Here is a 26,353-nt window from a genome sequence, read left to right as displayed (position 1 = left end):
GGGCGGGATGTCGCTTTTGTCCTCCCAGAAAGCCCCACCTCGACCACTCTGTGTGACCGACGAGGGGGCGGCGGGGGCTTCGAGGCTTACTACTCGCCGGTAGATGTACTTCGGGGTGTCGCGGAGGTGCGCAGGGCGCCCCCGCCCCCCTGATCTCCGCCGCAAACCCGGCATACAGGGATACAACCCCCGGGTGGGCCCGGACAGGCGGGCCCGCCCCATTCAGCGGCACGGTGCCTCCTCCCGCCGGAAGCACGATCCGCGCCGGGGCCGATGGACACGGCGCCCACCCCGCTCCCGCCCTCGCCGCCCGGTTGAACCCCCGCCCCGTGAGGCGCCGCACCCGACCGGCCGGCCGGTCCCCTGCCTTCGCTGCCTGCTTGAACCCTCACCCCGCGAGATGCCGCGCTCGGGCGACCGCCTTCGCCCTGGCCCTGCCCTCGCCGTCGTCGCCCGCTTGAACCCCCACCCTGCGAGGGGCCGCGCCTGGGCGGGGCGCCTTCAGCCCCTCGTCCCTCTCCGAGTTCCCCGTCCTCCTCGTCGCAGCGGCCACTTGGCGACGAGGCGCTCTGACGGGGTCGCGGTGTTAAGACCATCGGTGGAGGACGGAGGGCAGGTGCCCTGGGCGGGGAAAGCAGCGCCCCGGGGACCGCCGGTGAGGGCCCTCGCTCGCGGCGGCCCCCGGTGGCGGGCTCAGGTGAGGACCTTGTCCTCGCGTTCCGCCGCGGCCTGGCTGAAGCCGGTGAGGAGGTCGGCGTAGTCCCCGTCGGAGTCGGGGCCGATGACCGAGGTCGAGGCGAGGTGGTCGCCGTTCCGGTAGACCAGGGCGTACAGCCAGACCTCCTCGCCCTGGGTCTCGGTCTTCACGGTGAACGCGCGCGAGCCGTCCGCGATCTCGTCCGCCTCCAGCTCGGAGATCTCGTAGGCGGAGGTGCTGCCGTCCTTCATGGTGGCCTTGTAGGAGGAGCACTCCTCGGGGGGCACCGCGGCCTCCAGGGCCTTGTCCGCGGCGTCGGCGGGCAGCGCCAGCAGGGTGTGCGAGAGGGTGGTGTCGTCGCCGCGGGCGTAGACCGCGACCGAGGCCGGGGCGTCGCCCACCTCGGGCACCGCGGCCCAGCGGTCGGTGGCGTCGGCGCACTCCGGCTTGTCCAGCTCGGTCTCCTCGCGGAGCCTCTTGGTGTGGGCGACGCCGGACAGCTCCCCGTAGGCGCCGCTCTGCCCGGCCTCCGGGACCACCTTGGCGTCCTCGTACTGGACGAGCTGGGCCTCGTCCAGCCTCTTCGCGGACGCGGAGGCGGGGCCCTCCTCCTTCCCGCCCTCTGCGCCGCCGGCCTCCTCGGCGCCCTGCCCGCCGCCGCAGGCCGAGGCGGCGAGCAGTACCGCGCAGGCGGCCCAGGTGAGCGCCGCCGTCCGTGCCGATCGGGAGTGGTCCATGGTGCCTTTTCCTGTTCTGTGCGATATTTCCGCTGAGGAATCAGGCGTCCATCCGGCGGATTCTTGCGCTGGGTAGCCTGTCCCTTGCACTGAGTATCGAGGAAGGACAATGGTGTCGGAGCGGAATTCGCCATATTTCCGGGCTGTCCTCGGGAACATCCCCGCCTATCGGCCGGGGCGCAGGGTGGTGGGGCCGGACGGGCGGTCCGTCAAGCTCTCCTCCAACGAGAACCCCTATGACCCGCTGCCCTCGGTGACCGCGGCGGTCGCCGCCGCGGCGGCCGAGCTCAACCGCTACCCGGACAACGGGGCCGAGGCGCTCACCGCCGAGATCGCCGACCGCTTCACGGTCCCGGCCGAGCAGGTCGCGGTCGGCGCGGGCTCGGTCGGCATCCTGCAGCAGCTGCTGGAGGCCGTCGCCGAGCCGGGCGCCGAGGTGGTCTACGCCTGGCGCTCCTTCGAGGCCTACCCGCTGCTGGCCGAGCTCTCCGGAGCCGCGCCGGTGACGGTCCCGCTGGCGGACGAAACGCACGACCTGGACGCGCTGGCCGCCGCGATCACCGAGCGGACCCGCATGGTCTTCGTGTGCAACCCGAACAACCCCACCGGCACGGTGGTGCGCGAGGCCGAGCTGGCCGCCTTCCTGGACCGCGTCCCGGAGCACGTGCTGGTCGTGCTGGACGAGGCCTACCGCGAATACGTGCGCGACACCGCGGTCCCGGACGGGATCCGGCTCCGCGCCGACCGGCCCAACGTCGCCGTGCTGCGCACCTTCTCCAAGGCCTACGGGCTGGCCGGGCTGCGGGTCGGCTTCCTCATCGGCCACCCGGACGTCGCACAGGCGGTGCGCAAGACCATGGTCCCGTTCGCGGTGAACCACCTGGCCCAGGCGGCCGCGGTCGCCTCGCTGCGCGCCGAGGACGAGCTGCTGGACCGGGTGGAGCGCACCGTCAAGGAGCGGGTCCGGGTCCGCGAGGCGCTGCTCGCCGACGGGTGGACCGTCCCGCAGACCGAGGCCAACTTCGTCTGGCTGCGGCTGGGCGCCGACACCGCGGAGTTCGCCGAGGCCTGCGCGGCCGCCGGGGTGTCGGTGCGGCCGTTCGCCGGCGAGGGCGCCCGGGTGAGCATCGGCTCCCCGGAGGAGAACGACGCCTTCCTGGCCGCCGCGCACGCCTTCCCGCGGCGCAACGGCTGACCGGGCGGCCCCGCCGCGACACGGAGAGGGGGCCCGCCGCGGCATCGCGGCGGGCCCCCTCTCCGTCGTGTCCCGGCGCTACTTGCCGGCCTTGTCCTTGTCGAGCTTCTCCACGATCAGCCGGTAGAGCTGGCGCGGCCGGCCCGGCTGCAGCGTGCGGTTGGGCGGGAGCGGCCAGGCCAGGCCCTCCTCGACCAGGGTGCGCAGCAGCCGGCGCGCGGTGCGCGGGGTGACCCCGAGCATCCGGCCGGCGTTCTCCGCGTCCACCACCAGCGGGCCGTCCTCCTCGGCGATCCGCTCCGAGAGCCGGGTCAGCGTCTCCCGGCCCTTGCTGCGCAGCGACTCCGAGCCCTGGCGGGCCGGCGCCCGCTGCGCCGGGACCAGGGAGCGGCCCTCGCGGTCCACCGCGAAGCTCTGCCGGGTCGCCTGCGCCCGGCTCAGCGCCGCGCGGGCGTGCGTCTCGGCGTCCTGGGTGGTCCGGCCCATGCCGATGCCGACCTCGATGGCGATGCCCAGTTCGGCCTTGATCCGGTCGACGAACGGCGGCTGGCGGAAGCCCTCGGTAGCGGTGACCAGAGAGCCCCGGGTGGCGGTGACCATGAAGGTGTGGTCGTCCACCGGGTGCGCGGTGGCGTTGATCCGGTGCGCCTCCTGGAGCAGCAGCCGGTGCAGGGCCAGGCGCAGCTCGTCGCGCCAGTAGCGGGGCGTGGAGCGGCGGGTGGAGTCGCGCAGCGTCGGGACGTCCACGATGACGACGCCGAGCTGGGCCTCCTCCAGCCGGTGGTGGGCGCCGAGCAGGCCGGCGGTCTGCAGGGCGCTGCGCACGCCGGCGTTGGTCGGGCGGAGCCGCATCACCGGCACCCCGATGGCCTCCAGCCGCTCGGCGACGCCGCGCACGCAGGTGATCGCCATCCGGGTGGCCTTGCGCCGCCACAGGCCCTCGTGGAAGGAGGTCAGCTGGGCGGTGCTGGTGAGCTCCTCGTGCACGTGGATGCCGTCGACGGGCAGGTCGACCTCGGAGTAGGCCTCCACCACGTCGCTCCGGCCGAGCACGTCCAGGCTGGCCTTGGTCGGGTCGAATCTCTCGTCCAGGGTGGCGCGCAGCAGAGCCTCGTGCAGGCTGGCCCCGCCGAGCGGCACGTAGGTGGCGGGCATCGTGAGGACGCCGGCCTTCCGCGCGAACTCGTAGGGGACGGGGCTGGCGAACAGGTACGCGTCGATGGCGGAGCCCAGCCGCAGTACCTTGTCGGTCGCCTCTTGCTCATCTCGATAGGCGGCGGCGATGAGTCTGGCGTTGAGCGGCCCCGTGGACCCCGGACCCATGAGCATGACGCGCTCGACGACTTCATGCGGGCCGATGACGCCGATGGTCAAATCGCCGGTTCGCTGCGCACTCACCTCGGGCTGCTCCCCGCTACCATTCCACGCTCTTCACTATGTGCGCCCACTGGTTCCCGAACCTGTTTTCTGTCACGGCATGATTGCCGCGATCGTACCCATTGTGCGGGGCCGATGATGATCATTTCACGTAGATGATCGAAAGCCGGAGTGGAAGCGCCGCGCAGGCGGTCCTTCCACCCCGGCGTGAGCTGGGGCCCGGCCGCCTTACTCGGTGACCTCGCGGACCACGTCGGCGCCCAGGGCGGCCAGGCGGTCGGCGAACTGGGCGTGCCCCCGGTCGACCAGGTAGCCCGGCGAGACGACGGTCTCGCCCTCGGCGACCAGGCCGGCGAGGACCAGCGCCGCACCGGTGCGCAGGTCGTGCGCGACCACCTCGGTGCCGCGCAGGTCGGTCGGGCCGTGCACGATGGCGCGGGTGCCGGCGACCTCGATCTTGGCGCCCATCTTGTTCAGCTCGTCGGCCAGCGCGAACCGGCCGTCGTAGATGTTCTCGTGCAGGTAGCTCTCGCCCTCGGCCAGGGTGGCCAGCGCCATCAGCGGCGACTGCAGGTCGGTGGCGAAGCCCGGGTAGGGCGAGGTGACCGCGTTGATCGGGCGCAGCTGCACCGACGGGTCGCGGCGGACGTGCAGCACCGCGCCCTGCTGGGAGAACTCGACGCCCATCTGGTCGAGCTTCCAGCGCGCCACGCCCAGGTGCTCCAGGTTGGCGCCGACCAGGCTGACGTCGCCGCCGGCCGCGGCGGTCGCCATCGCGAACACGCCCGCGTCGATCCGGTCGCTCATGATGGTGTGCTCGACCGCGGTGAGCTCCTCGACGCCCTCCACGGTGATGAAGCCGGTGCCGCCGCCGCTGATCTTGGCGCCCATCGCGGAGAGGAACTCGATGACGTCGAGGACCTCGGGCTCCAGCGCGGCGTGCTCGATCACCGTGGTGCCCGGGGCCAGCACCGCGGCCATGATCAGGTTCTCGGTGCCGGTGTGCGAGGGGGTGTCCAGGTAGAGGTGGCCGCCGCGCAGGTTGTCGGCCTTGACGTTGATGTGGTTGCGGTCCTCGTCCTCGGTGACCTCGGCGCCGAGCCGGGCGAAGCCGCGGTAGTGGAAGTCGAGTTTGCGGCTGCCCAGGTTGCACCCGCCGACACCCTCGATGCGGGCGCGGCCCATGCGGTGCATGAGCGCCGGGACGAAGAGCACCGAGCCGCGGAACCGGGCCGCGATCTCGGCGGGCAGCACGGCCCGCTCCGGGTCGTCGCCGAGCCGGGAGGCGTCGATCACCACGGTCCGCTCCGCCTCGTGGAACTCGACCTTGGCGCCGATGTGCTCGGCGAGCTCCAGGGCGCGGTGCACGTCCTCGATGGTGGGGACGTTCCGCAGTACGGTGCGTCCCTTCGCCGCGAGCAGGGCGGCGCCGATCATCGGCAGCACGGCGTTCTTCGCGCCCTGGATGAAAGCCGTCCCGTTCAGGGGACGGCCGCCGCGGACGCGGTAGCGAACCTCCTGGCCCATGCTCATGTGCTCCTTCGTGAGGCGGATGTAGGGGTCGTGCTCAGCGGCGCGCCCGTGGTGTGAGACGCGCCGAACGCCCGGCTCGTTCCGGCCGGCGCTCCGATCGGCACCGCCCGCCTGCGCACCGGCCGGGCCGACGCGTCCGACCCCGCCCGGATGCGGACGGCTCCTCGGACGCGGGGCGGTTGCGGAAAAGACTCGGGCTCGGCCGCCCGGTGCGCGGTGCAGACGGTTGTGCGGACGTCCCGTGCGTGGCGCGCCGATCGGCGGGGCCGGGCAAAGGACCGCTACCACTGTAAGTGCTCTGCGTGGCTGACGGCGCCATCGTGGCCGGGATCACCGGTCCCGGCGTGTCGCGGGCCCCGGCGCGGAGCGCCGGGGCCCGGAGCGGGTCAGCCGAACGGCACCGGCGAGCCGGTGAGCCGCTCGTACACCTCGACGTACCTGGCCCGGGTGCGCTCCACCACCTCGTCGGGGAGCGGCGGGGGCGGCGTGTCGGAGGCCCGGTCCCAGCCGGACTCCGCCGAGGTCAGCCAGTCGCGGATGATCTGCTTGTCGTAGGAGGGCTGCGCCCGCCCGGGGGCCCAGCCGTCGGCCGGCCAGAACCGGGAGGAGTCCGGGGTGAGCACCTCGTCGGCCAGCACCAGCCGCCCCTCGGCGTCCCGGCCGAACTCGAACTTGGTGTCGGCCAGCAGCACGCCGCGCTCCTCGGCGATCTCCCGGCCCCGGCCGTACAGGGCCAGGGTGAGCCCGCGCAGCTCGCCGGCGAGCTCCGCGCCGATCCGGGCGGAGACCTCCTCGAACGAGACGTTCTCGTCGTGCTCGCCCACCTCGGCCTTGGTGGCGGGGGTGAAGACCGGCTCGTCCAGCCGGGAGCCGTCCTCCAGCCCGGCGGGCAGGGGGACCCCGCACACCGCGCCGCCCTCCCGGTACTCGGCCAGCCCGGACCCGGTCAGGTAGCCGCGGGCCACGCACTCCACCTGCACCATGTCCAGCCGGCGGCAGACCAGGGTGCGGCCCTTCCAGTCGGCGGGGGCGCCGGCCGGCGGGGTGTCGGAGAGCACGTGCGAGGGGGCCAGGTCGGCCAGGCGCTCGAACCACCACAGCGACAGCGCGGTGAGCAGCCGCCCCTTGTCCGGGACCTCGGTGGGCAGCACCCAGTCGTAGGCGGACACCCGGTCGGTGGCGACCATCACCAGCTCGCCGGAGGCGGTGGCGTACAGCTCGCGGACCTTGCCGGTGTGCAGGTGGGTCAGGCCGGGGACCCGCACCGGCTCCGGCTTGACGGTGAATCCGCTCACGCCAGCTTCTCCAGCCGCTCGAACACGCCGGAGAGGCGGCGCACGAACCGCTCCGGCCGGCAGACCTCGTCCAGCCGGGCCTCGTCCAGGCCGGCGCCGCGGGCGGCGGCCTCCTCGCGCAGCGTCTCCCGGAACGGGGTGCCGCCGTCCCAGGTGCGCATCGCGGCGGTCTGCACCAGCGCGTAGACGTCCTCGCGGGACATCCCGGTCTCGATCAGCTCGGAGACCACGGTGGAGGAGTAGATCAGGCCGTGCGTGGAGTCCAGGTTGGCGCGCATCCGGTCGGCGTCCACCACCAGCCCGCCGACCAGCTTCGTGGTCAGGTTGAGCAGGTAGTCGGTGGCGATCGCGGCGTCCGGCAGCGAGATCCGCTCGGTGGAGGAGTGCGAGATGTCCCGCTCGTGCCAGAGCGGGATGCCCTCCATCACCGGGACGATCTGCGCGCGGACGTTGCGCGCCATGCCGCAGATCCGCTCGGACATGATCGGGTTCTTCTTGTGCGGCATGGCGCTGGAGCCCTTCTGGCCCTTGCCGAACGGCTCCCACAGCTCGCGCACCTCGGTGCGCTGGCCGTGCCGCACCTCCAGGGCGACCGCCTCGCACACGGTGGCGATGACCGCCAGCGCGGAGACCCACTCGGAGATCCCGTCCCGGAGCACCACCTGGGTGGAGACGTCGGCCGGGCGCAGGCCCAGCTTCTCCGCGACGTAGGCCTCGACCGCCGGGTCGATGTTGGAGTAGGTGCCGACCGGGCCGGAGATGGCCATCACGCCGACCGCCTCGCGGGCGCGGCGCAGCCGGTCCCGGGAGCGCGCCATGCCGAACGCGAAGTCGGCGACCCGGTGGCCCCACACGTCGGGCTCGCCGTGGATGCCGTGGGTGCGGCCGACCCGCAGCGTGGCCCTGTGCTCCAGGGCGTGGTCGCGCAGCACGGCGACCAGGGCGTCGGCCTTGGCCAGCAGGATGTCGGTGGCCTCGACCAGCTGCGCGGCCAGCGCGGTGTCCAGCAGGTCGGAGGAGGTCATGCCGAAGTGGACCCACTTGGCCGCCTCGCGCGGCTCGGTGTTGTCGGCCCAGGCGGTCAGGAAGGCGATGACGTCGTGCTGGGTCACCGCCTCGATCTCGGCCACCCGCTCCGGGGTGGGCGGGGGCGCCTGTCGGACGGGGTCCACGGAGTCGGCCGGGATGGTGCCCGCGGCCGCGTGCGCCTCCATCACCAGGGTCTCGACCCGGCACCAGAGCTCGTACTTGTGGGCGTCGCTGAAGACGCGCCCGATTTCCGGAAGGGTGTAGCGCTCGATCACGGTTCCATCTTTCCAGCAGCTCAGAAGGGTGCGGAGTGGCGGGGCCCCGCCGTGCGCGCACGGCAGGGCCCCGGACCGGACCGCCGGGAGGGGGCGGCGGGGCCGCCCCCTCCCGGCGGGGTGCTCTATGCCTGCTCTTCGGCGGCCGCCTGCTCCGCGATGTCGGTGCGGTGGAAGGAGCCGCGCAGCTCGATCTTGCCCACCGCCTCGTAGGCGCGCTCCCGGGCGGCGGCGAGCGTCTCCCCGGTGCCGACCACGTTGAGCACCCGGCCGCCGCTGGACACGATCTCCCGCTCGCCGCGCCAGGCGGTGCCGGCGTGCAGCACGTAGGCGCCGTCCACCGACCCGGCCGCGTCCAGGCCGCCGATCGGGTCGCCGGCGGCCGGGGAGGACGGGTAGCCCTCCGCGGCGACGACCACCGTCACCGCGGCGCCGTTCCGCCATTCCAGCGAGGTGATCCGGCCCAGCCCGCCGGTGTCGGCGGCCTGCAGCAGCGCGCCCACCGGGGTGGCCAGCCGGTCCAGCACCACCTGCGCCTCGGGGTCGCCGAACCGGGCGTTGAACTCCACCACCCGCGGGCCCTGCGAGGTCAGCGCCAGGCCGACGTAGAGCAGCCCCTGGTAGCGGTGGCCGCGCTTGGCCATCTCCCGGATGGTCGGGCCGACCACCGAGGCCATGACCTCCTCGGTGAGGCCGGGGGGCGCCCAGCCCAGCGGGACGTAGGCGCCCATGCCGCCGGTGTTGGGACCGGTGCCGCCCTCGTGCGCGCGCTTGAAGTCCTGGGCGGGCGGCAGCGGGACCGCGTGCACGCCGTCGCTCAGCACGAACAGCGAGACCTCGGGGCCGTCCAGGAACTCCTCGACCACCACCCGGCCGCAGTCCCGGGCGTGCCGCTCGGCGGCGGCCCGGTCCTCGGTGACCACCACGCCCTTGCCCGCGGCCAGCCCGTCGGCCTTGACCACGTAGGGCGGGCCGAAGGCGTCCAGCGCCTCGGCCGCCTGGGCCGGCTTGGTGCACAGCCGGGCGCGGGCGGTGGGCACGCCCGCGGCCTCCATGACCTCCTTGGCGAAGCCCTTGGACCCCTCGATCCGGGCGGCCTCCCGGTCCGGGCCGAACACCGGGATGCCGCGGTCGCGCAGCGCGTCGGCGACCCCCGCGACCAGGGGGGCCTCCGGGCCGATCACCACCAGCTCGGCCCGGATCCGGGCGGCCAGCTCGGTGACGGCCAGGCCGTCGGTCACGTTGATCACGTGGTTCTCGGCCAGGGCCGAGATCCCGGGGTTGCCGGGCGCGCAGTGCAGCTCGGTGACACCCGGGTCGAGGGAGAGGGCGCGGACGAGGGCGTGCTCGCGGCCACCGCCGCCGAGTACCAGGGCTTTCACGTATCGGACCCTTTGTTCGTCGTTCGTCGTGGGGAGGGGCGGTGGGACGGGTGCACGCCGGCCCGCCGGGTCGGGGGAGCGCTCAGACCAGGGAGCGCAGCTCCAGGGTCTGGTCGCGGCCGGGGCCGACGCCGATGGCCGAGATCGGGGCGCCGGACATCTCCTCCAGGGTACGCACGTAGGCCTGGGCGGTCTTGGGAAGTTCGGCGAAGGAGCGGACCCCGGTGATGTCCTCGCTCCAGCCGTCCAGCTCCTCGTAGACCGGGACGGCGTGGTGGAAGTCGGTCTGGGTCATCGGGATCTCGTCGTGCCGGGAGCCGTCGATGTCGTAGCCGACGCAGACCGGGATCTTCTCCAGGCCGGTGAGCACGTCCAGCTTGGTGAGGAAGAAGTCGGTGATGCCGTTGACCCGGGTGGCGTACCGGGCGATCGGCGCGTCGAACCAGCCGCAGCGGCGGTTGCGCCCGGTGGTGACGCCGAACTCGTGGCCCTGGGTGCGCAGCCACTCGCCCCACTCGTCGTGCAGCTCGGTCGGGAACGGGCCGGAGCCGACCCGGGTGGTGTAGGCCTTCAGGATGCCGACGACCTTGGTGATCCGGGTGGGGCCGATGCCCGCGCCGGCGCAGGCGCCGCCGGAGGTGGGGGAGGAGGAGGTGACGAACGGGTAGGTGCCGTGGTCGATGTCGAGGAGGGTGCCCTGGGAGCCCTCCAGGTAGACGTTCCTGCCCTCGTCGAGCGCCTTGTTCAGCACCAGGGAGGTGTCGGTGACGTGCGGCCGGATCCGCTCGGCGTAGCCCAGGTAGTCCTCGATGATCCGCTCGGCCTCCAGGCCGCGCCGGTTGTAGACCTTGGTGAGGACCTGGTTCTTGTCGTTGAGCGCCAGCTCGACCTTCTTGCGCAGGATCTTCTCGTCGAACATGTCCTGCACGCGCACGCCGGCCCGGGAGATCTTGTCGGCGTAGGTCGGGCCGATGCCGCGCCCGGTGGTGCCGATCTTCCCCTTGCCCAGGAACCGCTCGCTGACCTTGTCGAGCTCCCGGTGGTAGGGCATGATCAGGTGCGCGTTGGCGGAGATCAGCAGCTTGGAGGTGTCGACGCCGCGCGCCTGCAGCCCGCCGAGCTCCTCGAAGAGCACGGCCGGGTCGATGACGACCCCGTTGGCGATGACGGGCACCACGTCCGGCGAGAGGATCCCGGACGGCAGCAGGTGCAGCGCGTACTTCTGGTCTCCGATGACGACGGTGTGGCCGGCGTTGTTGCCGCCCTGGTAGCGCACCACGTAGTCCACGCGGTCGCCCACAAGGTCGGTCGCCTTGCCCTTGCCCTCGTCTCCCCACTGCGCCCCAACGAGCGTGATCGCCGGCATGCGGGTCTACCTCTTCAATCGTTCGGTCCGCGGCCCGGACACGGGTAAGCCCCTGGCGCAAGAAAGCGACAGGGGCCCTTGCGTCTAGAGCGTACACGACCGCCGCCCGCTCGTTAAGCGGTGAATTGCCCGGTCAGTACGGCTCTCGGCGCGGCTCCGCGGGCCGGCGGGGGTCCGGCCTGCGCGGACCGCCCGCCGCCCTCCCGCGGTGGCGCCTAGGCCAGCTCGCGGGCGGCCTCGGGGCTGCTGTCGGCCAGGAAGGAGGAGCAGCGCTCGGCCTCCTCGGCCTCGCCGATGGCGGCCGCGGCCTTGCCCAGCGCGGCCAGCGCGCGCAGGAAGCCCTGGTTGGGCCCGTGCTCCCAGGGGACGGGGCCGTGGCCCTTCCACCCGGCCCGGCGCAGCTGGTCCAGGCCCCGGTGGTAGCCGGTGCGGGCGTAGGCGTAGGCGGCGACCGGCCGGGACTCGGCCAGCGCCTGCTCGGCCAGGGCGGCCCAGGCGGCGGAGTAGGCCGGGAAGCGCGCGGCGACCTCGGTGGCGTCGGTGCCGGAGGCGAGCGCCTCGCGGGCTTCGGTCAGGTCGGGGAGGCGGGTGGCCGGCGGCTCCCCGAGCAGGTTCTGATGCGGATCCATGGCCCCATCCTGCCAGCGCGGGGCCGGGCGCGGGCGGTGGGCGGAGCCCTTCCGCCGCGGGCGGGGCGCCTCCGCGGGTGCCGCGCGCCGCCCCTCCCCGGAGGGGGCGGGCGGCGCGCCCGGCCGTTTGCGTCCGCCCAAGGATTGCAGGCGGCCGGGCGCACCTCGGCCCCCGAGTCCGCTGGGAACCGGGGGCCGGTCTCGGAGCGCGGGTCAGGACATCTTGTTCCCCGCGGACTTCAGCTGCCGGCTGGCCTCGGCGACGCGCTCGGCCATGCCAGCCTCGGCGGCCTTGCCGTAGGCGCGCGGGTCGTACTGCTTCTTGTTCCCGACCTCGCCGTCGACCTTAAGCACGCCATCGTAGTTCTTCAGCATGTGGTCCGCGATCGGGCGGGTGAAGGCGTACTGGGTGTCGGTGTCGATGTTCATCTTCACCACGCCGTACTCGATGGCGGCGTGGATCTCCTCCAGGGTGGAGCCGGAGCCGCCGTGGAAGACGAAGTCGAACGGGCGGGTGCGGTCGTACTTCGCGCCGACGGCCTGCTGCGCCTCCTTGAGCACCTCCGGGCGGAGCTTGACGTGTCCGGGCTTGTACACGCCGTGCACGTTGCCGAAGGTCAGCGCGGTCATGTAGTAGCCGTTCTCGCCCAGGCCGAGCGCCTCGGCGGTGCGCAGCGCGTCCTCGGGGGTGGTGTACAGCTTGTCGTTGATCTCGCCGACGATGCCGTCCTCCTCGCCGCCGACCACGCCGACCTCGATCTCCAGGATCGTGCCGGCGGCCTTGGAGAGGGCCAGCAGCTCGGTGGCGATCTCCAGGTTCTCCTCCAGCGGCACCGCGGAGCCGTCCCACATGTGCGACTGGAACAGCGGCTGCTGCCCGGCGGCCGCCCGCTCCTTGGAGATCTGCAGCAGCGGGCGGACGAACCCGTCCAGCTTCTCCTTGGGGCAGTGGTCGGTGTGGAGCGCGATGTTGACCGGGTACTTGTCGGCGACGATCCGCGCGTACTCGGCGAACGCGACCGAGCCGGTGACCATGTCCTTCACCGTCGCGCCGGAGAGGAACTCGGCGCCGCCGGTGGAGATCTGCACGATGCCGTCGCTCTCGGCCTCGGCGAAGCCGCGCAGGGCGGCGTGCAGGGTCTGGCTGGAGGTCACGTTGATCGCCGGGTAGGCGAAGCCCTGGGACTTCGCGCGGGCCAGCATCTCGGTGTAGACCTCTGGGGTCGCGATGGGCATGGTGTGACTCCCTGGTCGGCCTGGATGTCCTTAGCGGTCTCCCCCCATCCTCCCGGAGGGCCCGGCGGGGCGCCGGGAGGGGGAGGGGGTGCGGACCCAGTATCGCGAACGGACCTCGCCCCGGGAAAGGTCTAGACCAAATGTCCAGTCCAATGGCGGTATGCGTGCCGTGTCCGCCGATGCGAAGAACGGGGGAGTCCGGAGCCTCGCGTGCACCGGTGGGCCGGATGCGGCCAACGCGCCCTGATCGGCGCTGCGGCGCGGGTGGAGAGCCGGATATCGGAAGGAAAAATTCTCATCAAGGGTGTATCAGGACACCCTCCCTCGAATGCCATGCGTGATTCACGCTACATTCAGGCACGTGGGACGACATCGCAATGACCCGAGAGGCGCAGGCCAGGTGGCGGCGATCGCCGCGGCGATCGCGCTGTTCGTCGCGCTGGTCGCGCTCGGCGGGTTCTTCCTCTACAACTCGCTCCCGGGCAACGCCGCGCCGGCGCAGCCCTCCGAGCCCGCCGCGGACGGCGCGGAGGAGGTGGGCGACGCCGACGACAGCGTGCTCTACATCAAGGTGGTCGGCGACTCCAGCGATGTCCTGGTGCGCATTCCGGGCGGCGAGGTGCTCACCGACACCACCATGACCCAGGGCCAGTACCTCAGCTACGACCACGACGCGATGGACGTCTCGGTCTCCGAGCCGGACGCCGTCGAGGTCTACGTGAACGGCGAACTCAAGGACCTCGCCGGCCAGGAGGCCGGCAAGTCTTTCCTGGTGGAGGGCGGCTCCCCCGGATAGCCCCGCCCTCCCATCCCGATGATCTCGACGTTGCGGGGGTATCAGAGCGCTCTGATACCCCCGCAACGTCGAGATCATCGGAAAGGCGGCGGCCCGCCCCCCGGGCGCGGGAGCGGGCCGGACCCGCCCCGGGCGCCCGGGGCGGAAGAGGCGGCGGAAGAACCTCAGACGTCCAGGTCGGACAGGTCGAACGCGGCCCGGTAGGGCAGCCCCTCGCCGGCCACCTTGTCCCGGGCGCCCCGGTCCACGATCACCGCGACCCCGACCACCTCGGCCCCGGCCTCGCGCAGCGCCTCCACCGCGGTGAGCACCGAGCCGCCCGTGGTGGAGGTGTCCTCCACGGCGAGCACCCGGCGCCCGGCGACGTCCGGCCCCTCGATCCGGCGCTGCAGGCCGTGCGCCTTGCCCGCCTTGCGCACCACGAACGCGTCCAGCCGCCGCCCGGACGCCGCCGCGGCGTGCAGCATCGAGGCCGCCACCGGGTCGGCGCCCAGGGTCAGCCCGCCCACGGCGTCGTAGTCCAGGTCGGCGGTGGCCTCCAGCATCACCCGGCCGACCAGCGGGGCGGCCTCCCCGTCCAGGGTCACCCGGCGCAGGTCGACGTAGTAGTCGGCCTCCTGGCCGGAGGACAGGGTGACGCGGCCGTGCACCACGGCCTTATCGTTGACGTGTCGGAGGAGTTCTTCGCGGTCGCTCATGCCTGTGAGCCTAGAACCTGTCGATCACCGTTCCGAGCAGCCGAAGTGGGTGGACATGGCAGAGCCGGAGCCCGTGGACGGGCACCAGCACGTCCGGGTGGAGACCACCGCCGGGAGCAGGGCCGACGCCGAGGCGCTGGCCCGCTCCGCCGTCGAGCACCGGCTGGCCGCCTGCGCCCAGGTCGGCGGGCCGATCACGAGCTTCTACCGGTGGGAGGAGCAGGTCCGGGCCGACGAGGAGTGGCTGGTCGTGCTGAAGACCGCCGCCGACCGGCTGGACGCCCTCACCGCCCACCTCACCGAGGCGCACCCCTACGACGTGCCCGAGGTCGTCGCCGTCCCGGTGGCCGGCGGCTCCGCCGAGTACCTGGACTGGGTCGTCGACGAGACCCGACCGGTCAGGTGAGCCCGGGCCCGCCGCGGGCGGCCGCGCCGGTGCTGCTGCTCGGCGGGGCCGGCGAGGGGGAGCGCGCGCTCGCCGCGGGGCTGGAGGCCCCCCTCGTCGTCGAGGCGCCCGGCCCCGGCGGCCCGCCGTACGCGGCCCGCTGGGTGGCCGCCGCCTCGCTGCGCATCGCCGCCGCGGCCCCGGAGAACCCGCTGCTGGTGGCGGTCGGCGAGGCCGGTCCGCTGGCCGCCGCGATCGGCGCCGCGCAGCGCGCCGCGCACCGGCCCCCGGCCGGGTACGTCCTGGTCGACGCGCTGATGCCGGCGCCCGGCGGCACCACCCGCGACGAGCTGCGCGCCGCGCAGAACCCGCAGGGCGCACAGGGCACGGAGGACGGGGACGCGGAGCCGCTCGCCGGTCCGCAGGCGCCGCCCGGGTACCGGACCGAGCCGCTGCCCCAGGTGTCGGACTGGCCGGACGCCCCCTGCGGCTACCTGCTCACCGACCCGCGGCACGCCCCCACCGCCCGCCTGGCCGGGATGCGCGGCTGGCCGGTGGCCGACGCCACCGCCCCCGGCACCGATCCGGCCGCGGCGCTCGCCGACCTCATCGCCCGGCTCTGAACGGGGCCGCCGGGGGGCTGAGCAGGGGGCCGGCGGCCGGTGGCCGGGCCGGTGCTTCTGCGGGGCGGGGTCCCCGGCCTCCGGCGGCACCGCCCTCGCCGGGGCGCCCATCGGGCTCACCGCATGGCTGCGAGCGGGACGCCGGAGGCCGCTGAGCAGGGCCGTCGGACCGGTGTCCCTCCGGGGCGGGGCCTTGCCCGCAGCCGAGACCGCTCCTCTTCCGCTGCGTTCGGCGGCCCCGCCGTGCGGGTGCGGGCAGAGCACCGGAGGCGGCCGGGCCAGACCGCCCGGTCGGCGGCCCGGCCCAGGCGCTCGCCCGGCTCACCGCGCGGCCGCGAGCGGTTCGGCGGAGGACACCGGGTAGTCGGTGTAGCCCTCCGGGCCATGGCTGTACCAGTGCTTCTTCGCTCCGGGCTCCTTGGTCTCCGGCGGGGCCACCGGCGCGCCGGTGGCGAACCGGTGCGGCAGGTCCGGGTTGCTGATGAAGGCCCGGCCGAAGGAGACCAGGTCGGCGCGGCCGGAGCCGAGCACCTCCTCGGCCGCCTCCTTGGTGGTGGCCTCCCCGTTCTCGCCGACGTTGGCGATCAGCGTCCCGCTCCACCGCGGCCGCAGGTCGGCCAGGGAGGCGTAGCCGGACCCGGCGGCCTCGGTCAGGTGCAGGTAGGCCAGGCCCAGCGGGTCCAGCTCGCCCAGGAGCGCGCGGTAGACCGGCGCCGGGTCGGCCTCGGCCATCCCGAACTGCGTGTTGCCGGGGGAGAGCCGGATCGCGGTGCGCTCCGCGCCGATCTCCTCGGCCACCGCGCGCACCGCCTCGGCGGCGAACCGGGCCCGCCCCGCGCCGCCGTAGGCGTCGGTGCGCAGGTTGGTGTTGTCGGCGAGGAACTGGTGGATCAGGTAGCTGTTGGCGCCGTGCAGCTCCACCAGGTCGAACCCGGCCCGGATCGCGTTGCGCGCGGAGCGGGCGTGGTCGGCCACCGCCGCGCGGATGTCCTCGGCGGTCATCTCGGCGGGGACCAGCGGCTCGGCCTTGCCGTACCGGGTGTGCACCGGGAGCGGCTGCGGTACCGGGGACGGGGCCAGCGGGTGCCCGCCGTCGATCCGGGAGTCGGGGTGGGTGTTCCGGCCGGCGTGCATCAGCTGGGCGGCGATCCGGCCGCCGGCGGCGTGCACCGCGTCGGTCACCCGCCGCCAGCCGCGCACCTGGTCCTCGGTGACCAGGCCGGGGATGCGCCATCCGCTCTGCCCGCTGAAGGAGGGCCAGATGCCCTCGCTGACGATGAGCCCGGCGCCGGCGCGCTGGGCGTAGTAGTCGGCGACGATCGGCAGCGGGACGCCGTCCTCGTCGCCGCGGTAGCGGGTCATCGGCGCCATCGCGATCCGGTTGGGCAGCTCCAGGGAGCCGAGGGTGTAGGGGGTGAGGAGCGGAGAGGTCTCGTTGTTCGGCATGGCTGGAGCGTAGGATCTGACACCGGTGTCAGATTCAAGCCCGGGAGGCGCCGTGCGAATCGGAGAACTGGCCCGCAGGACCGCGGTGAGCGAGCGGTCGCTGCGCTACTACGAGAAGCTCGGCCTGATCGGGGCCGAGCGCACCCCCGGCGGCCACCGGGACTTTCCCGAGTCCGCGGTGGGCCGGGTCATCCGGATCCAGGAGCTGTTCGCGGCCGGCCTGTGCAGCGAGAAGATCGGCTTGCTGCTGCCCTGCCTGAACGACCCGGGCGAGGGCCCGGCGAAGACCGCCACACCCGAACTGGCCGAGGCGCTCCAGGTGGAGCGGGCCCGGATCGACCGGATGATCGGCGACCTGCTCCGCTCCCGCGACGTCCTGGACGAGGTCATCGACGAGGCCCTCGCGGTGCACTGACCGGGCGGGCGCCCCCCGGGCGATGATCTTGACGTTGCGGGGCCATCAACAGGCTTGGACAGCCCCGCAACGTCAAGATCATCGCGGGGGAGGGGCGGCGCCGCGGAAGCGGCGGTCCTCCTGCGGGCCGGCGGGAGAGCAGCGGGGGCGCGCCCGCCTCCCCAAGCGGGTGCGCCCCCTGCCGCCGGGGCCGGCGGGGAGGCCGCCCCTCTCGGGGCCAGAAGGCGCTCCCCGGCGTCGGCCGGGCGGCCCGCACCGGGCGCGTGCCCGGTGGGCGCCGGCCCGGGTGCTCCCGCCCCCTCTGCGGGGCGCCGCGGGCCGGCGGCCGCCGGCGCCGGGCCCCGCCCCCTCTGCGGGGCCGCTCGGCGCCGGCGGCGCTTCGGACCGGTCGGGCCCGGGAGGGCTCCCGGGCCGCCGGCGGTCAGGTGGAGAGGGGCCTCCCGATGTCGTTGAGCAGGGAGCGGGCCTCTTCCGGGCGGTCGGGCAGCGGGACCGTCCACAGCTCGGCGCCGTGCTCGCGGCAGATGTTCTCGCGCAGGTGGCGGGCGCGCTCGCCGAGGTCGGCGGAGGCCCGGGTGAGCACCGCGAGCCGGGTCCGGCTCAGCAGCGCGATCGACTCGGCGCGGACGAAGTACCGGTTCAGCTCGTGGCCGAGGACGATGAGCTGCGCGGTGCGCCGCCACGGGTCGGCGGTCGGGTCCAGGGCCACGATGACCAGCCGGTGCTCGCCGGACTGCTCGCCGCCCCGGTACAGCTCGCCGATCCGGGTGCGCAGGAAGGCCGCGGTCGCCAGGCCGGTCAGCGGGTCCTGGCACTCCTCGGTGGAGCGGCCGCCGTCCACCCACCCCTCGGCGAGCGCGCGCACCAGCGGCAGCGGCGGCTCCGCCCAGCCGAGCACGTCGGTGAGCGCGGCGAAGTCGGTGATGGTCGCGCCGATGCCCACCCCCGACCGGGCCCGGGCCTGGCCGAAGCGGAGGCAGCCGGGGACGAGGTCGCCGCCGCGCACCGCGGCCTCGCAGATGTGGTCCACCACCGGCGTCCACCAGTCGTCCGGCGGGTCCCATCCGGTGAGTCTGCTCCTGCGGCACCAGAGGGTGCGCAGCCTGCGGCGCTGCGCGGCCTCGTCCGCCGGCGCCGATCCGCCCTGTTCGGGTGCCTCCATCACTGAAGCTCCTGTCCTCGCTGGTCAGGCCGTTCCGGCAGGGGCCCGCGCCCCCGTTTGCGGCGGGCCCCGCCGGAACGCCTTCACCCCTGATCACGGACTCCGGTGGCGGCTATGACGCGATTGCGGGATATTTTTTTCCGACCTCTTCTCAGCGGAGGGGCGGAGCGGTGTCCGGCGGGTTTCCGCGGGCGCCGGGTGACGCGGCCGGCGGGACGGCGGAAGGGGGCGACGGATGACCGACGTGCAGCAGGAGGACGCAGAGTCGCAGACGGGTGACGATGAGCTGCTCTCGCAGGTGCGCGGGGGCGATACCGCGGCCTTCGGAACGCTGTGGGAGCGGCATGTGGACGCGGCCCGCGGCCTGGCCCGGCAGCTGGTCCGGGGCGAGGCCGAGGCCGAGGACGCGGTGGCGGACACCTTCACCCGGGTGCTCGACGTGGTGCGCCGCGGCGGCGGCCCCCGGGACGGCTTCCGCCCCTACCTGCTCACCGCGCTGCGGCACTGCGTCTACGACCGGGCCCGCAAGGACCGGCGGCAGGTCGTCACGGACGACATGGAGCGCTTCGACAGCGGCGAGCCGTTCGTCGACCCCGCCGTCGAGGGGCTGGAGCGGTCGCTGATCGCGCGGGCCTTCCTCTCGCTCCGCCCGGACTGGCAGTCGGTGCTCTGGTACACCGAGATCGAGGGCATCAAGCCCGCCGAGGCCGCCGGGATCCTCGGCCGCGACCCGAACACCGTCGCCGCGCTGGCCTACCGCGCCCGCGAAGGGCTGCGCCGCGCCTACCTGCAGATGCACCTGGCCGGCGGGGCGGCGGCGGAGAGCTGCCGCCCGGCGCTGGAGCTGCTCGGCGGCTACGTCCGCGGCGGGCTGGCCAAGCGCGACACCAGGACGGTCGACCGGCACCTGGACGAGTGCTCCCAGTGCCGCGAGGTCTACGCCGAGCTGATGGACGTCAACGTCGGGCTGCGCGGGCTGGTCCTGCCGCTGTTCGCCGGCCCGGTCGCCGCCGGGTACCTGGCGAGCCTGCCGGGCGGAGCCGCGCTCGGCGGCGGCTGGTGGGGGCGGCTGCCCAAGCGCCAGCAGCAGGCCGCGGCCGCCGGCGGCGCCACCGTGGCGGTCGCCGCCGCGGCCGCGCTGGCCCTGGTCAGCAACGAGGAGCAGGTGCCCCCGCCGGAGCCGCCGCAGGCCGCGGCGCCGCAGCAGCCCGCTCCGCCGCCGGCCGCCGACCCGCCCGCGGATCCCCCGCGGCCCCTCCGGCCGACCCGCCGGCCCCGCCCCCCGCCGCGCCGCAGCAGCAGCCCCCGCCCCCGCCGGCCGAGGAGCCGCCCCCGCCGCCTCCGGAGGAGGAGCCCCCGCCGCCGGAGCCGCCGGAGGAGGAGCCGCCCCCGCCGGAGCGGCCCGCGCCCCCGGAGGAGGAGCCGCCTCCGCCGGAGGTCCCCGAGCCGCCGGACCCCCCGGAACCGCCGGAGATCCCGGACCCGCCGGCGCCCCCGGAGATCCCGGAGCCGCCGGTCTGGCCGGAGTGGCCCGAGTGGCCGGGCTGGCCGGACTGGCCGGACCGGCCCGAGACGCCCCGGCCGCCGGGATGGGTCGAGCGGCCGTCCGACCCGCAGTGGCCGGACCCGCCCGAGCCGCCCGGGGCCCCGGACGCCCCCGAGGTGCCGGAGGTCCCCGGCGCCCCCGGCGCTCCGGAGGAGCCCGCGGTGCCGGGACCGCCGGCCGGCGGCTGACCGGGCCACCGGGTTCCGCCGGGCCCCGGGCGCACCGGCGCCGCGGGCCGGGGCGCCGCAGCCCCGGCGGGGCACCGGTTCCGGCCCGCGGAACGGTTCCCGGAGCGGCCGTGAACACGCGGTTCGCGATACCGACTCGGGCACTCGGCACGCAAACCGGCACAGACTTGGTTAGGCTGTGGCCCGGCCTTTTCACGGGCCGATGCCGATCGCTGGACAGACCCGGTGCGGGAACACCGGCTCCGGGGTGCCGAACAACGGAAGGAGCGGTGTCGGGTGGATCGCAGCGCGCTGTTCGTCGACGCCGGCTACCTCCTCGCCGACGGTGCGATGGCGGTGCACGGGACCCGGAACCGGGATTCCGTGTCATGGGATTACGCGGGCCTGGCCCGGCTTCTCGAAGAGGTCGCGCGGGACCGTACGGGGCTTCCACTGCTGCGGTGCTACTGGTACGAGGCGACGGCGGACGGCCGTCGCAGCCAGGAGCAGGACGGTATCGCGGACATCCCCGGAATCAAGTTCCGAGCCGCACGCATCCGTCCGGGCAGACGCGAGGGAGTCGAGAGCTATGTCCAACGGGATCTGACCACGCTCGCCCGGACCGGGACGCTCTGCGAGGCGGTCCTGGTCAGCGGGGACGAGGACATGGCCCAAGTGGTCGCCGACGTGCAGGACCTCGGGGTGCGGGTCACCGTCGTGCACGTCTCGGTGGAGGGCAACTGGACCATCTCGCGGGCGCTGCGCCGGGAGTGCGACGACCTGATCGAGATCGGCGCGGGACACCTGCGCCCCTACGTCACCCTGCTCTCCGGGGCGGCCGCCGCCGAGTCGGCGGCGGAGACCACCGCGCCGCTGGCCAACGGGCACGGCCGCTCGGCCCCCGAGACCGAGCGCCGGCCGGTCACCGCGAGCCCGGAGTCGGAGCGGGTGGAGCCGGCGCCCCCGGCGGCCCCCGCCCCCGGCATGGAGCCGGTGTTCGCCGGGACCGGAGCCCAGCAGCCGATGAACGGCAGCGCCATGGACCAGCTGCGCGCCATGCGGCGCAGCATCGCCCAGCAGCGCGGCGGCGACCACCTCGCCCCGCAGGCCGGGGCGGAGCCGCCGCGCTCCGCGTCCGGGCCGATCGACGCGAACGGCTTCCCCACCGGGCCGCGCGCCTCGCACGCCCCGTCCGCCACCGGTGCGCACCAGAGCCTCCGCGACGCCTCGCCGGGCGCCTCGGCCACCGGTGCGCACGGCGGCTTCGCGGCCTCCTCGGCGACCGGGCCGCAGCCGGCCTACGGCGCTCCGCCGCAGCCCGTGCCGCAGCAGCCGGTGCAGCCCGCCCAGCCGCCGCAGCAGGCGCAGACCGGGGCGCACGCGCCGATGGCCGCTCCCGGCCACCCGGCGGGCCCGCGCCACCAGCAGCCGGCCGGCTACGAGCACGAAGCGCCGCCCGGCAGAGCACCGGCCCCGCCGGACCCCCGGTACGGACCGACCACCGGGGAGAACCCGGGTTTCGGAGGGGGTACCGGGCCAAACCCTACTTTTGGGACCAGTACGGAGGGTGACTCCCCGCGGGGAGGCGCCCCGGGGGTCCGCCCCCCGGACGCTACTGGTCCCAGGCTCCGACCCAGGGTCCAGCACGGGCCCTACACCGATCCCGTCCCGAGCGCGGACTACGCGGGGGCGTCGGCCGCGCGGACGATCGAGGAGGCGGTGAATGTCGCGCGCCGAGAGGGGAACGACTTCGCCGAGTCCATCGCCCGCGACGCGCCGGCGCTGTGGCTGGAGGCGGTGCTGGTGCGCCGCCCCCGGATGCCCTCGGACCTGGAGGCGCGGCTGCTCCAGGGCTCGGCGCTGCCGATCGACTACCTGCTCCGCGACGAGGTGCGCGAGGCGCTGCGGCAGGGGTTCTGGGAGGCGCTGGAGCGCGCCCGGGAGTGAGCGCGGCGCAGCGGTGAGCACCGAGGGAGGCTGGCAGTGACCCGAGTGACGACGGCCGATCTGGACCGCCTGGAATTCCGGGCCGTCCAGTCCGGCGACCATGCAGAGGTGGCGGCGGAACTCCTCGGGCTGGCCGACAGCGTGGACGCCGACAGCGAGATCTCCCGGGCCGAGCTGTTCGTCCGGGCCGGCGAGCAGTGGGAGATGGCCCAGGAGTTCGAGCTCGCCGCGCGCGCCTACCGGCGTGCCATCGACGACGGCGGCATCACCATCATCGACGCGCGCGCCCTGCTCGCCGGGGCGCTGCTCGAACTGGACCTGGTCGACGACGCCTACGCCCAGCTGGAGCGGCTGCGCGCCGAGGGGCCGCGCAACCTGCCCACCTACATCCACATCGCGGAGACCCTGCAGGCGCACGGCGACCTGAAGGCCGCCCAGTCGTGGGCCACCCTCGGCGTGGAGCGCTTCCGCCACCAGGACGTCTCGCCCTACGTGCACGACCTGCTGATGGAGCTGCTCCGGATCCGCTACCGGGTCCGGGTCGACCTCGGCCTGCCCGAGGACGCCCTGGACCGGATGCTGGACTGACCCGGCCCGGTCCGGCCGGGCCGCACTGAGAGGTCCGCAACATCCGCGGCCGCCGCCCGGCGGGTCCGCGGCGCCCTCCCGTCCCCGCCCCGCAGGGCCTCAGGCGGCCAGGGAGCGGCCCAGGGCGTAGGCCTCGGGCAGGCTCCGCCCGGTGTAGGCGGCGGTGGCGAGGGCGGCCACGTGGTGGTCCCCGTTGACCGACACCGATCCGCCCACGTGCCCGAAGAGCGGCGCGTCGGAGAGCGAGTCGCCGTAGGCGGTGCACATCTCCAGCGGGATTCCGGCGGCGGCGCGCGCCTCCTCCGCGATGCGGACCTTGTCCTGCGGGCGTAGGATGCGCTCCGGGTCCGGCGGTCCGGGGAAGGGCGGGTCGGGGAAGTCCGAGGCGACGATCTCGTCGAAGCCGAAGGCGTGCAACCGGCGCGCGTAGAACCCCGGGGAGAGCGTGATGACCAGGGAGCGCTCACCGCGCTTCCGGATGTCGGCGCAGACCTCGGCGATCCCCTCCAGGAACGGGCTGCCGGCGAACGCCTCGTCCACGTGCTCCTCGGTGAGGTGCCCCCAGAGCGAGAAGAGCTCCGCGGCGAAGCCGCGGCTGTCCAGCTCGCCTGCGGAGAAGCGGTGCTCCAGCTCGGTCAGCCGGGGCCCGGTCCCGGTGACGCGGGCGATCTCCAGGGGGGCGCTGGTTCCGTGCAGCAGGGTGCCGTCCAGGTCGAAGATGTGTAGTCGCGTCATCGCGCGGAGCTTATCTCCGCAGCGCGTTGCGGACAACGGCCGGAGCGGGCGCGTCGCATGTGAAACACGGCTATCTTGCGGTGGTCGCGCTCGGGTGCCACCAGATGTAGTATCTCTTCCACTGGTGGTTCACCTGGGGCGGATGCTCCGGGTGGGGCAAGAGGGAACCCGGTGGAACTCCGGGACTGCCCCGCAGCGGTAAGCGGGAAGCGGCGCGCCGGCCCCCGGGGGGAACCGGGCGGCGCGCTTCCGAAAGTCGCCACGGCACTGGGCGCTCAGGCTCCCGGGAAGCGGCGGCGAGTAGGCCGGACGGCGCTCAGCCGGACGTCGCCCGCGAGTCCGAAGACCTGCCACCGGTGTGCGCCCGGCGCACAACGAAACGGGGCCTCGTGGGCGGGCCGCCGTGGGCATAGGGGGGCTCGACGGTCGTGGGCGCTCCCCTGGTTCGCGCGCTCCGGCCTTCGGAACCCCAACCGGTCGACGACTACCTGGTTGGAGCGAGCAGATGACCCTCGACACCGAGCCCGTCGCGGTTCCGGAGGCGAACAGCCCGGACCCGGCGGAGCGGATCGGCGACGTGGTCCGCGAGGCGAGCACCGGACTGGCCGGGGTCAGCCCCGAGGCGGTCATCGCGGAGGCGCGCAAGGGCCTCTACCCGGGCATCACCGACGAGGAGCTGGAGCTCGCGCTGATCATGGCGGCGCGCAGCCACGTCGAGGAGGACCCCGACTACTCCCCGCTGGCCGCCCGGCTGCTGCTCGGCGCGCTCCGGCGCGAGGCGCTGACCTTCATCTCCGGGGCGGCGGACTCCGCGAGCGAGGGCGAGATGGCGCTCCGCTACGCGGACTACTTCGCCGGCTACGTGGCGCGCGGCGTGCAGCTGGAGCAGCTCGACCCGCGGCTGGAGAAGTTCGACCTGGCCCGGCTGGGGGCCGCGCTCCGCCCCGAGCGCGACCTGCAGTTCACCTTCCTCGGCATGCAGACCCTCTACGACCGCTACTTCCTGCACAGCGAGGGCACCCGCTACGAGCTGCCGCAGGCGTTCTTCATGCGGGTCGCGATGGGCCTGGCGCTCAACGAGGACGACCGGGACGCCCGCGCCGTGGAGTTCTACGAGCTGCTCTCCTCGTTCGACTTCATGGCCTCCACGCCGACCCTGTTCAACTCCGGCACCCGCCACTCCCAGCTGTCGTCCTGCTTCCTGACCACCGTCGACGACGACCTGCAGTCGATCTTCAAGGGCATCTCCGACAACGCCCTGCTCTCCAAGTACTCCGGCGGCCTGGGCAACGACTGGACCCCGATCCGCGGCATCGGCGCCCGGATCCGCGGCACCAACGGCCAGAGCCAGGGCGTGGTCCCGTTCCTCAAGATCGCCAACGACACCGCGGTCGCGGTCAACCAGGGCGGCAAGCGCAAGGGCGCGGTCTGCGCCTACCTGGAGACCTGGCACATCGACATCGAGGAATTCCTCGACCTGCGGAAGAACACCGGCGACGAGCGCCGCCGCACGCACGACATGAACACCGCCAACTGGGTGCCGGACCTGTTCATGCGGCGGGTCGAGGCCGGCGGCCAGTGGACGCTGTTCTCCCCGGACGAGGTGCCGGACCTGCACGACCTGTACGGCAAGGCGTTCGCCGAGCGGTACGAGGCCTACGAGCGGGCCGCCGAGGCCGGCGAGATCAAGGTGTTCCGCAAGGTCCCCGCGGTCGACCTGTGGCGGCGCATGCTGACCATGCTGTTCGAGACCGGCCACCCGTGGATCACCTTCAAGGACCCGTGCAACCTGCGCTCGCCGCAGCAGCACGCCGGCGTGGTGCACTCGTCCAACCTGTGCACCGAGATCACCCTGAACACCAAGGCCGGCGATGAGGTGGCGGTCTGCAACCTCGGCTCGGTCAACCTGGCCCAGCACGTCGAGGGCGGCCGGCTGGACACCGAGCGGCTGGAGCGCACCGTGCGCACCGCCGTCCGGATGCTGGACAACGTCATCGACGTGAACTTCTACACCATCCCCGAGGCGGAGCGGGCCAACATGCGGCACCGCCCGGTCGGCCTGGGTCTGATGGGCTTCCAGGACGCCCTCTTCGAGCTGCGCCTGCCGATGGGCTCGCAGCGGGCGGTGGAGTTCGCCGACGAGTCGATGGAGCTGATCTCCTACCACGCCATCGCGGCCTCCTCCGAGCTGGCCGCCGAGCGCGGCTCCTACGAGTCCTTCGAGGGCTCGCTGTGGAGCAAGGGCGTGCTCCCGCTGGACTCGCTGCGCACCGTGGCCGAGGCCCGCGACGGCGACCTGGACGCCAACTACTCCTCCCGGCTGGACTGGGACTCGCTCCGGGAGAAGGTGCGCACCCAGGGGATGCGCAACTCCAACGTGATGGCGATCGCGCCGACCGCGACCATCGCCAACATCACCGGGGTGAGCCAGTCGATCGAGCCGATCTACCGCAACCTGTTCGTGAAGTCGAACATGTCCGGCGACTTCACCGTGGTCAACCCCTACCTGATCCGCGACCTCAAGGCGCGCGGCCTGTGGGACGCCGACATGGTCACCCAGCTCAAGCTGCACGACGGCAGCCTCGGCCCGATCGCCCGGGTGCCCGACGACCTGAAGGAGCTCTACGCCACCGCGTTCGAGCTCGACCCGACCTGGCTGGTGGACGCCGCGGCCCGCCGCCAGAAGTGGATCGACCAGGCGCAGTCGCTCAACCTGTACATGGCGGCGCCGAGCGGCAAGAAGCTGGACACGCTGTACCGGCGGGCCTGGCGCAAGGGCCTCAAGACCACCTACTACCTGCGCGCGCAGAGCGCGACGCACGTGGAGAAGTCGACCCTGAAGGGCACCGACGGCCGGCTCAACGCGGTCTCGGCCACCCCGGCCGCGGCCCCGGCGGCCGCCCCCGCGGCGGCCCCGTCCCCGGCGCCGTCCCCGGCCGCCCGGCCCTCCGCCGAGGCGCCCGCGTCCACCGCTCCGGAGATCGACCCGGACGCCGGCGCGCTCTGCTCGATCGACGACCCGGACTGCGAAGCCTGCCAGTAGCGCGGCCCCGCGGGGCGAGGGCGGCGCACCCCTCCGAGGGGCGCCGCCCGC

General features: G+C 74.1%; 22 protein-coding genes and 1 riboswitch. Of the genes, 9 read left to right on the top strand and 13 right to left on the bottom strand.

Features of this window, described 5'->3' with window-relative positions:
• Window positions 1–693: 693 nt before the first annotated feature.
• Window positions 694–1,434: a hypothetical protein gene (locus J0910_RS00705; RefSeq protein ID WP_420156567.1), complete on the bottom strand. Its 741-nt coding sequence runs from the start codon at window positions 1,432–1,434 to the stop codon at window positions 694–696.
• Between the two features lie 109 nt (window positions 1,435–1,543).
• On the opposite strand from J0910_RS00705, the gene hisC reads away from it, so the two are divergent.
• Window positions 1,544–2,629 carry a histidinol-phosphate transaminase gene (gene hisC / locus J0910_RS00700; protein ID WP_420156566.1) on the top strand — a complete coding sequence of 362 codons (1,086 nt, stop codon included), beginning with the start codon at window positions 1,544–1,546 and terminating at the stop codon, window positions 2,627–2,629.
• Between the two features lie 78 nt (window positions 2,630–2,707).
• Here the strand turns inward: hisC and J0910_RS00695 are convergent, their stop codons facing one another.
• From J0910_RS00695 to fbaA, 8 genes are all read right to left on the bottom strand, one after another.
• Complete coding sequence (locus J0910_RS00695; protein WP_420161851.1) at window positions 2,708–3,958, bottom strand: transcriptional regulator; 1,251 nt, start codon at window positions 3,956–3,958, stop codon at window positions 2,708–2,710.
• Between the two features lie 276 nt (window positions 3,959–4,234).
• Window positions 4,235–5,539, bottom strand: coding sequence for a UDP-N-acetylglucosamine 1-carboxyvinyltransferase (murA, locus tag J0910_RS00690; protein ID WP_420156565.1), 1,305 nt, complete (start codon window positions 5,537–5,539; stop codon window positions 4,235–4,237).
• A gap of 386 nt (window positions 5,540–5,925) precedes the next feature.
• Complete coding sequence (locus J0910_RS00685; RefSeq protein ID WP_420156564.1) at window positions 5,926–6,834, bottom strand: phosphoribosylaminoimidazolesuccinocarboxamide synthase; 909 nt, start codon at window positions 6,832–6,834, stop codon at window positions 5,926–5,928.
• Complete coding sequence (gene purB, locus J0910_RS00680) at window positions 6,831–8,138, bottom strand: adenylosuccinate lyase (RefSeq protein ID WP_420156563.1); 1,308 nt, start codon at window positions 8,136–8,138, stop codon at window positions 6,831–6,833. Before purB ends, J0910_RS00685 begins: the two co-directional genes overlap by 4 nt.
• Before the next feature lie 125 nt (window positions 8,139–8,263).
• Entirely contained in the window at window positions 8,264–9,520 is a 1,257-nt protein-coding gene (purD, locus tag J0910_RS00675; RefSeq protein ID WP_420156562.1) for a phosphoribosylamine--glycine ligase, read from the bottom strand.
• Between the two features lie 82 nt (window positions 9,521–9,602).
• Window positions 9,603–10,886 (bottom strand): adenylosuccinate synthase, encoded by a 1,284-nt coding sequence (locus J0910_RS00670; protein ID WP_420156561.1) that lies wholly within the window; start codon window positions 10,884–10,886, stop codon window positions 9,603–9,605.
• Window positions 10,887–11,101: 215 nt separating this feature from the next.
• The gene (locus J0910_RS00665; protein WP_420156560.1) at window positions 11,102–11,515 is read right to left on the bottom strand and encodes a DUF3151 domain-containing protein; all 414 of its coding nucleotides are present in this window, start codon (window positions 11,513–11,515) and stop codon (window positions 11,102–11,104) included.
• Between the two features lie 213 nt (window positions 11,516–11,728).
• A complete protein-coding gene (fbaA, locus tag J0910_RS00660; RefSeq protein WP_420156559.1) occupies window positions 11,729–12,751 on the bottom strand; it encodes a class II fructose-bisphosphate aldolase in 1,023 nt (340 codons plus the stop codon).
• Window positions 12,752–13,151: 400 nt separating this feature from the next.
• Between fbaA and J0910_RS00655 the strand changes: the two genes are divergently transcribed.
• Entirely contained in the window at window positions 13,152–13,547 is a 396-nt protein-coding gene (locus J0910_RS00655; RefSeq protein ID WP_420156558.1) for a RodZ domain-containing protein, read from the top strand.
• A 164-nt stretch (window positions 13,548–13,711) separates the two neighbouring features.
• On the opposite strand, the gene pyrE is transcribed toward J0910_RS00655, so the two are convergent.
• Window positions 13,712–14,245, bottom strand: coding sequence for an orotate phosphoribosyltransferase (gene pyrE / locus J0910_RS00650; protein WP_420156557.1), 534 nt, complete (start codon window positions 14,243–14,245; stop codon window positions 13,712–13,714).
• A gap of 55 nt (window positions 14,246–14,300) precedes the next feature.
• Here pyrE and cutA point away from each other — a divergent pair, with 55 nt between their 5' ends.
• Window positions 14,301–14,651, top strand: a complete 351-nt coding sequence (cutA, locus tag J0910_RS00645) for a divalent-cation tolerance protein CutA (protein WP_420156556.1) — start codon at window positions 14,301–14,303, stop codon at window positions 14,649–14,651.
• Complete coding sequence (locus tag J0910_RS00640; protein WP_420156555.1) at window positions 14,648–15,253, top strand: hypothetical protein; 606 nt, start codon at window positions 14,648–14,650, stop codon at window positions 15,251–15,253. Before cutA ends, J0910_RS00640 begins: the two co-directional genes overlap by 4 nt.
• Before the next feature lie 321 nt (window positions 15,254–15,574).
• Here the strand turns inward: J0910_RS00640 and J0910_RS00635 are convergent, their stop codons facing one another.
• On the bottom strand, window positions 15,575–16,699 hold the full coding sequence (locus J0910_RS00635) for an alkene reductase (protein WP_420156554.1): 1,125 nt from the start codon (window positions 16,697–16,699) through the stop codon (window positions 15,575–15,577).
• 52 nt (window positions 16,700–16,751) lie between these two features.
• Here J0910_RS00635 and J0910_RS00630 point away from each other — a divergent pair, with 52 nt between their 5' ends.
• Window positions 16,752–17,114 (top strand): MerR family transcriptional regulator, encoded by a 363-nt coding sequence (locus tag J0910_RS00630; RefSeq protein WP_420156553.1) that lies wholly within the window; start codon window positions 16,752–16,754, stop codon window positions 17,112–17,114.
• A 421-nt stretch (window positions 17,115–17,535) separates the two neighbouring features.
• Here the strand turns inward: J0910_RS00630 and J0910_RS00625 are convergent, their stop codons facing one another.
• Window positions 17,536–18,276, bottom strand: coding sequence for a hypothetical protein (locus J0910_RS00625; protein ID WP_420156552.1), 741 nt, complete (start codon window positions 18,274–18,276; stop codon window positions 17,536–17,538).
• A gap of 235 nt (window positions 18,277–18,511) precedes the next feature.
• Between J0910_RS00625 and J0910_RS00620 the strand changes: the two genes are divergently transcribed.
• The 3 genes from J0910_RS00620 to J0910_RS00610 all read left to right on the top strand — a co-directional run bounded on the left by J0910_RS00620 (window position 18,512) and on the right by J0910_RS00610 (window position 22,524).
• Window positions 18,512–20,185, top strand: a complete 1,674-nt coding sequence (locus J0910_RS00620; RefSeq protein WP_420156551.1) for a sigma-70 family RNA polymerase sigma factor — start codon at window positions 18,512–18,514, stop codon at window positions 20,183–20,185.
• Between the two features lie 101 nt (window positions 20,186–20,286).
• On the top strand, window positions 20,287–21,936 hold the full coding sequence (locus J0910_RS00615) for an NYN domain-containing protein (RefSeq protein WP_420156550.1): 1,650 nt from the start codon (window positions 20,287–20,289) through the stop codon (window positions 21,934–21,936).
• Between the two features lie 36 nt (window positions 21,937–21,972).
• Window positions 21,973–22,524, top strand: a complete 552-nt coding sequence (locus tag J0910_RS00610) for a hypothetical protein (protein ID WP_420156549.1) — start codon at window positions 21,973–21,975, stop codon at window positions 22,522–22,524.
• 99 nt (window positions 22,525–22,623) lie between these two features.
• Here the strand turns inward: J0910_RS00610 and J0910_RS00605 are convergent, their stop codons facing one another.
• The gene (locus tag J0910_RS00605) at window positions 22,624–23,259 is read right to left on the bottom strand and encodes an HAD family hydrolase (RefSeq protein ID WP_420156548.1); all 636 of its coding nucleotides are present in this window, start codon (window positions 23,257–23,259) and stop codon (window positions 22,624–22,626) included.
• A 108-nt stretch (window positions 23,260–23,367) separates the two neighbouring features.
• Window positions 23,368–23,628: riboswitch (cobalamin riboswitch) on the top strand.
• Between the two features lie 136 nt (window positions 23,629–23,764).
• Between J0910_RS00605 and J0910_RS00600 the strand changes: the two genes are divergently transcribed.
• On the top strand, window positions 23,765–26,302 hold the full coding sequence (locus J0910_RS00600) for a ribonucleoside-diphosphate reductase subunit alpha (RefSeq protein ID WP_420156547.1): 2,538 nt from the start codon (window positions 23,765–23,767) through the stop codon (window positions 26,300–26,302).
• Window positions 26,303–26,353: the final 51 nt, after the last annotated feature.

Origin of the sequence: Nocardiopsis oceanisediminis, from assembly GCF_048595525.1 — a bacterium.
Classification (GTDB): domain Bacteria; phylum Actinomycetota; class Actinomycetes; order Streptosporangiales; family Streptosporangiaceae; genus Nocardiopsis_A; species Nocardiopsis_A oceanisediminis.
This window is presented reverse-complemented; position numbering and strand designations above follow the sequence as displayed.

Excerpts from the sequence above, each read along its gene's own strand:
- J0910_RS00705 (WP_420156567.1), bottom strand. The coding sequence starts at position 1,434 with ATGGACCACTCCCGATCGGCACGGACGGCGGCGCTCACCTGGGCCGCC.
- hisC (WP_420156566.1), top strand. The coding sequence starts at position 1,544 with ATGGTGTCGGAGCGGAATTCGCCATATTTCCGGGCTGTCCTCGGGAAC.
- J0910_RS00695 (WP_420161851.1), bottom strand. The coding sequence starts at position 3,958 with ATGCTCATGGGTCCGGGGTCCACGGGGCCGCTCAACGCCAGACTCATC.
- murA (WP_420156565.1), bottom strand. The coding sequence starts at position 5,539 with ATGAGCATGGGCCAGGAGGTTCGCTACCGCGTCCGCGGCGGCCGTCCC.
- J0910_RS00670 (WP_420156561.1), bottom strand. The coding sequence starts at position 10,886 with ATGCCGGCGATCACGCTCGTTGGGGCGCAGTGGGGAGACGAGGGCAAG.
- J0910_RS00665 (WP_420156560.1), bottom strand. The coding sequence starts at position 11,515 with ATGGATCCGCATCAGAACCTGCTCGGGGAGCCGCCGGCCACCCGCCTC.
- fbaA (WP_420156559.1), bottom strand. The coding sequence starts at position 12,751 with ATGCCCATCGCGACCCCAGAGGTCTACACCGAGATGCTGGCCCGCGCG.
- pyrE (WP_420156557.1), bottom strand. The coding sequence starts at position 14,245 with ATGAGCGACCGCGAAGAACTCCTCCGACACGTCAACGATAAGGCCGTG.
- cutA (WP_420156556.1), top strand. The coding sequence starts at position 14,301 with ATGGCAGAGCCGGAGCCCGTGGACGGGCACCAGCACGTCCGGGTGGAG.
- J0910_RS00635 (WP_420156554.1), bottom strand. The coding sequence starts at position 16,699 with ATGCCGAACAACGAGACCTCTCCGCTCCTCACCCCCTACACCCTCGGC.
- J0910_RS00625 (WP_420156552.1), bottom strand. The coding sequence starts at position 18,276 with ATGGAGGCACCCGAACAGGGCGGATCGGCGCCGGCGGACGAGGCCGCG.
- J0910_RS00620 (WP_420156551.1), top strand. The coding sequence starts at position 18,512 with ATGACCGACGTGCAGCAGGAGGACGCAGAGTCGCAGACGGGTGACGAT.
- J0910_RS00605 (WP_420156548.1), bottom strand. The coding sequence starts at position 23,259 with ATGACGCGACTACACATCTTCGACCTGGACGGCACCCTGCTGCACGGA.
- J0910_RS00600 (WP_420156547.1), top strand. The coding sequence starts at position 23,765 with ATGACCCTCGACACCGAGCCCGTCGCGGTTCCGGAGGCGAACAGCCCG.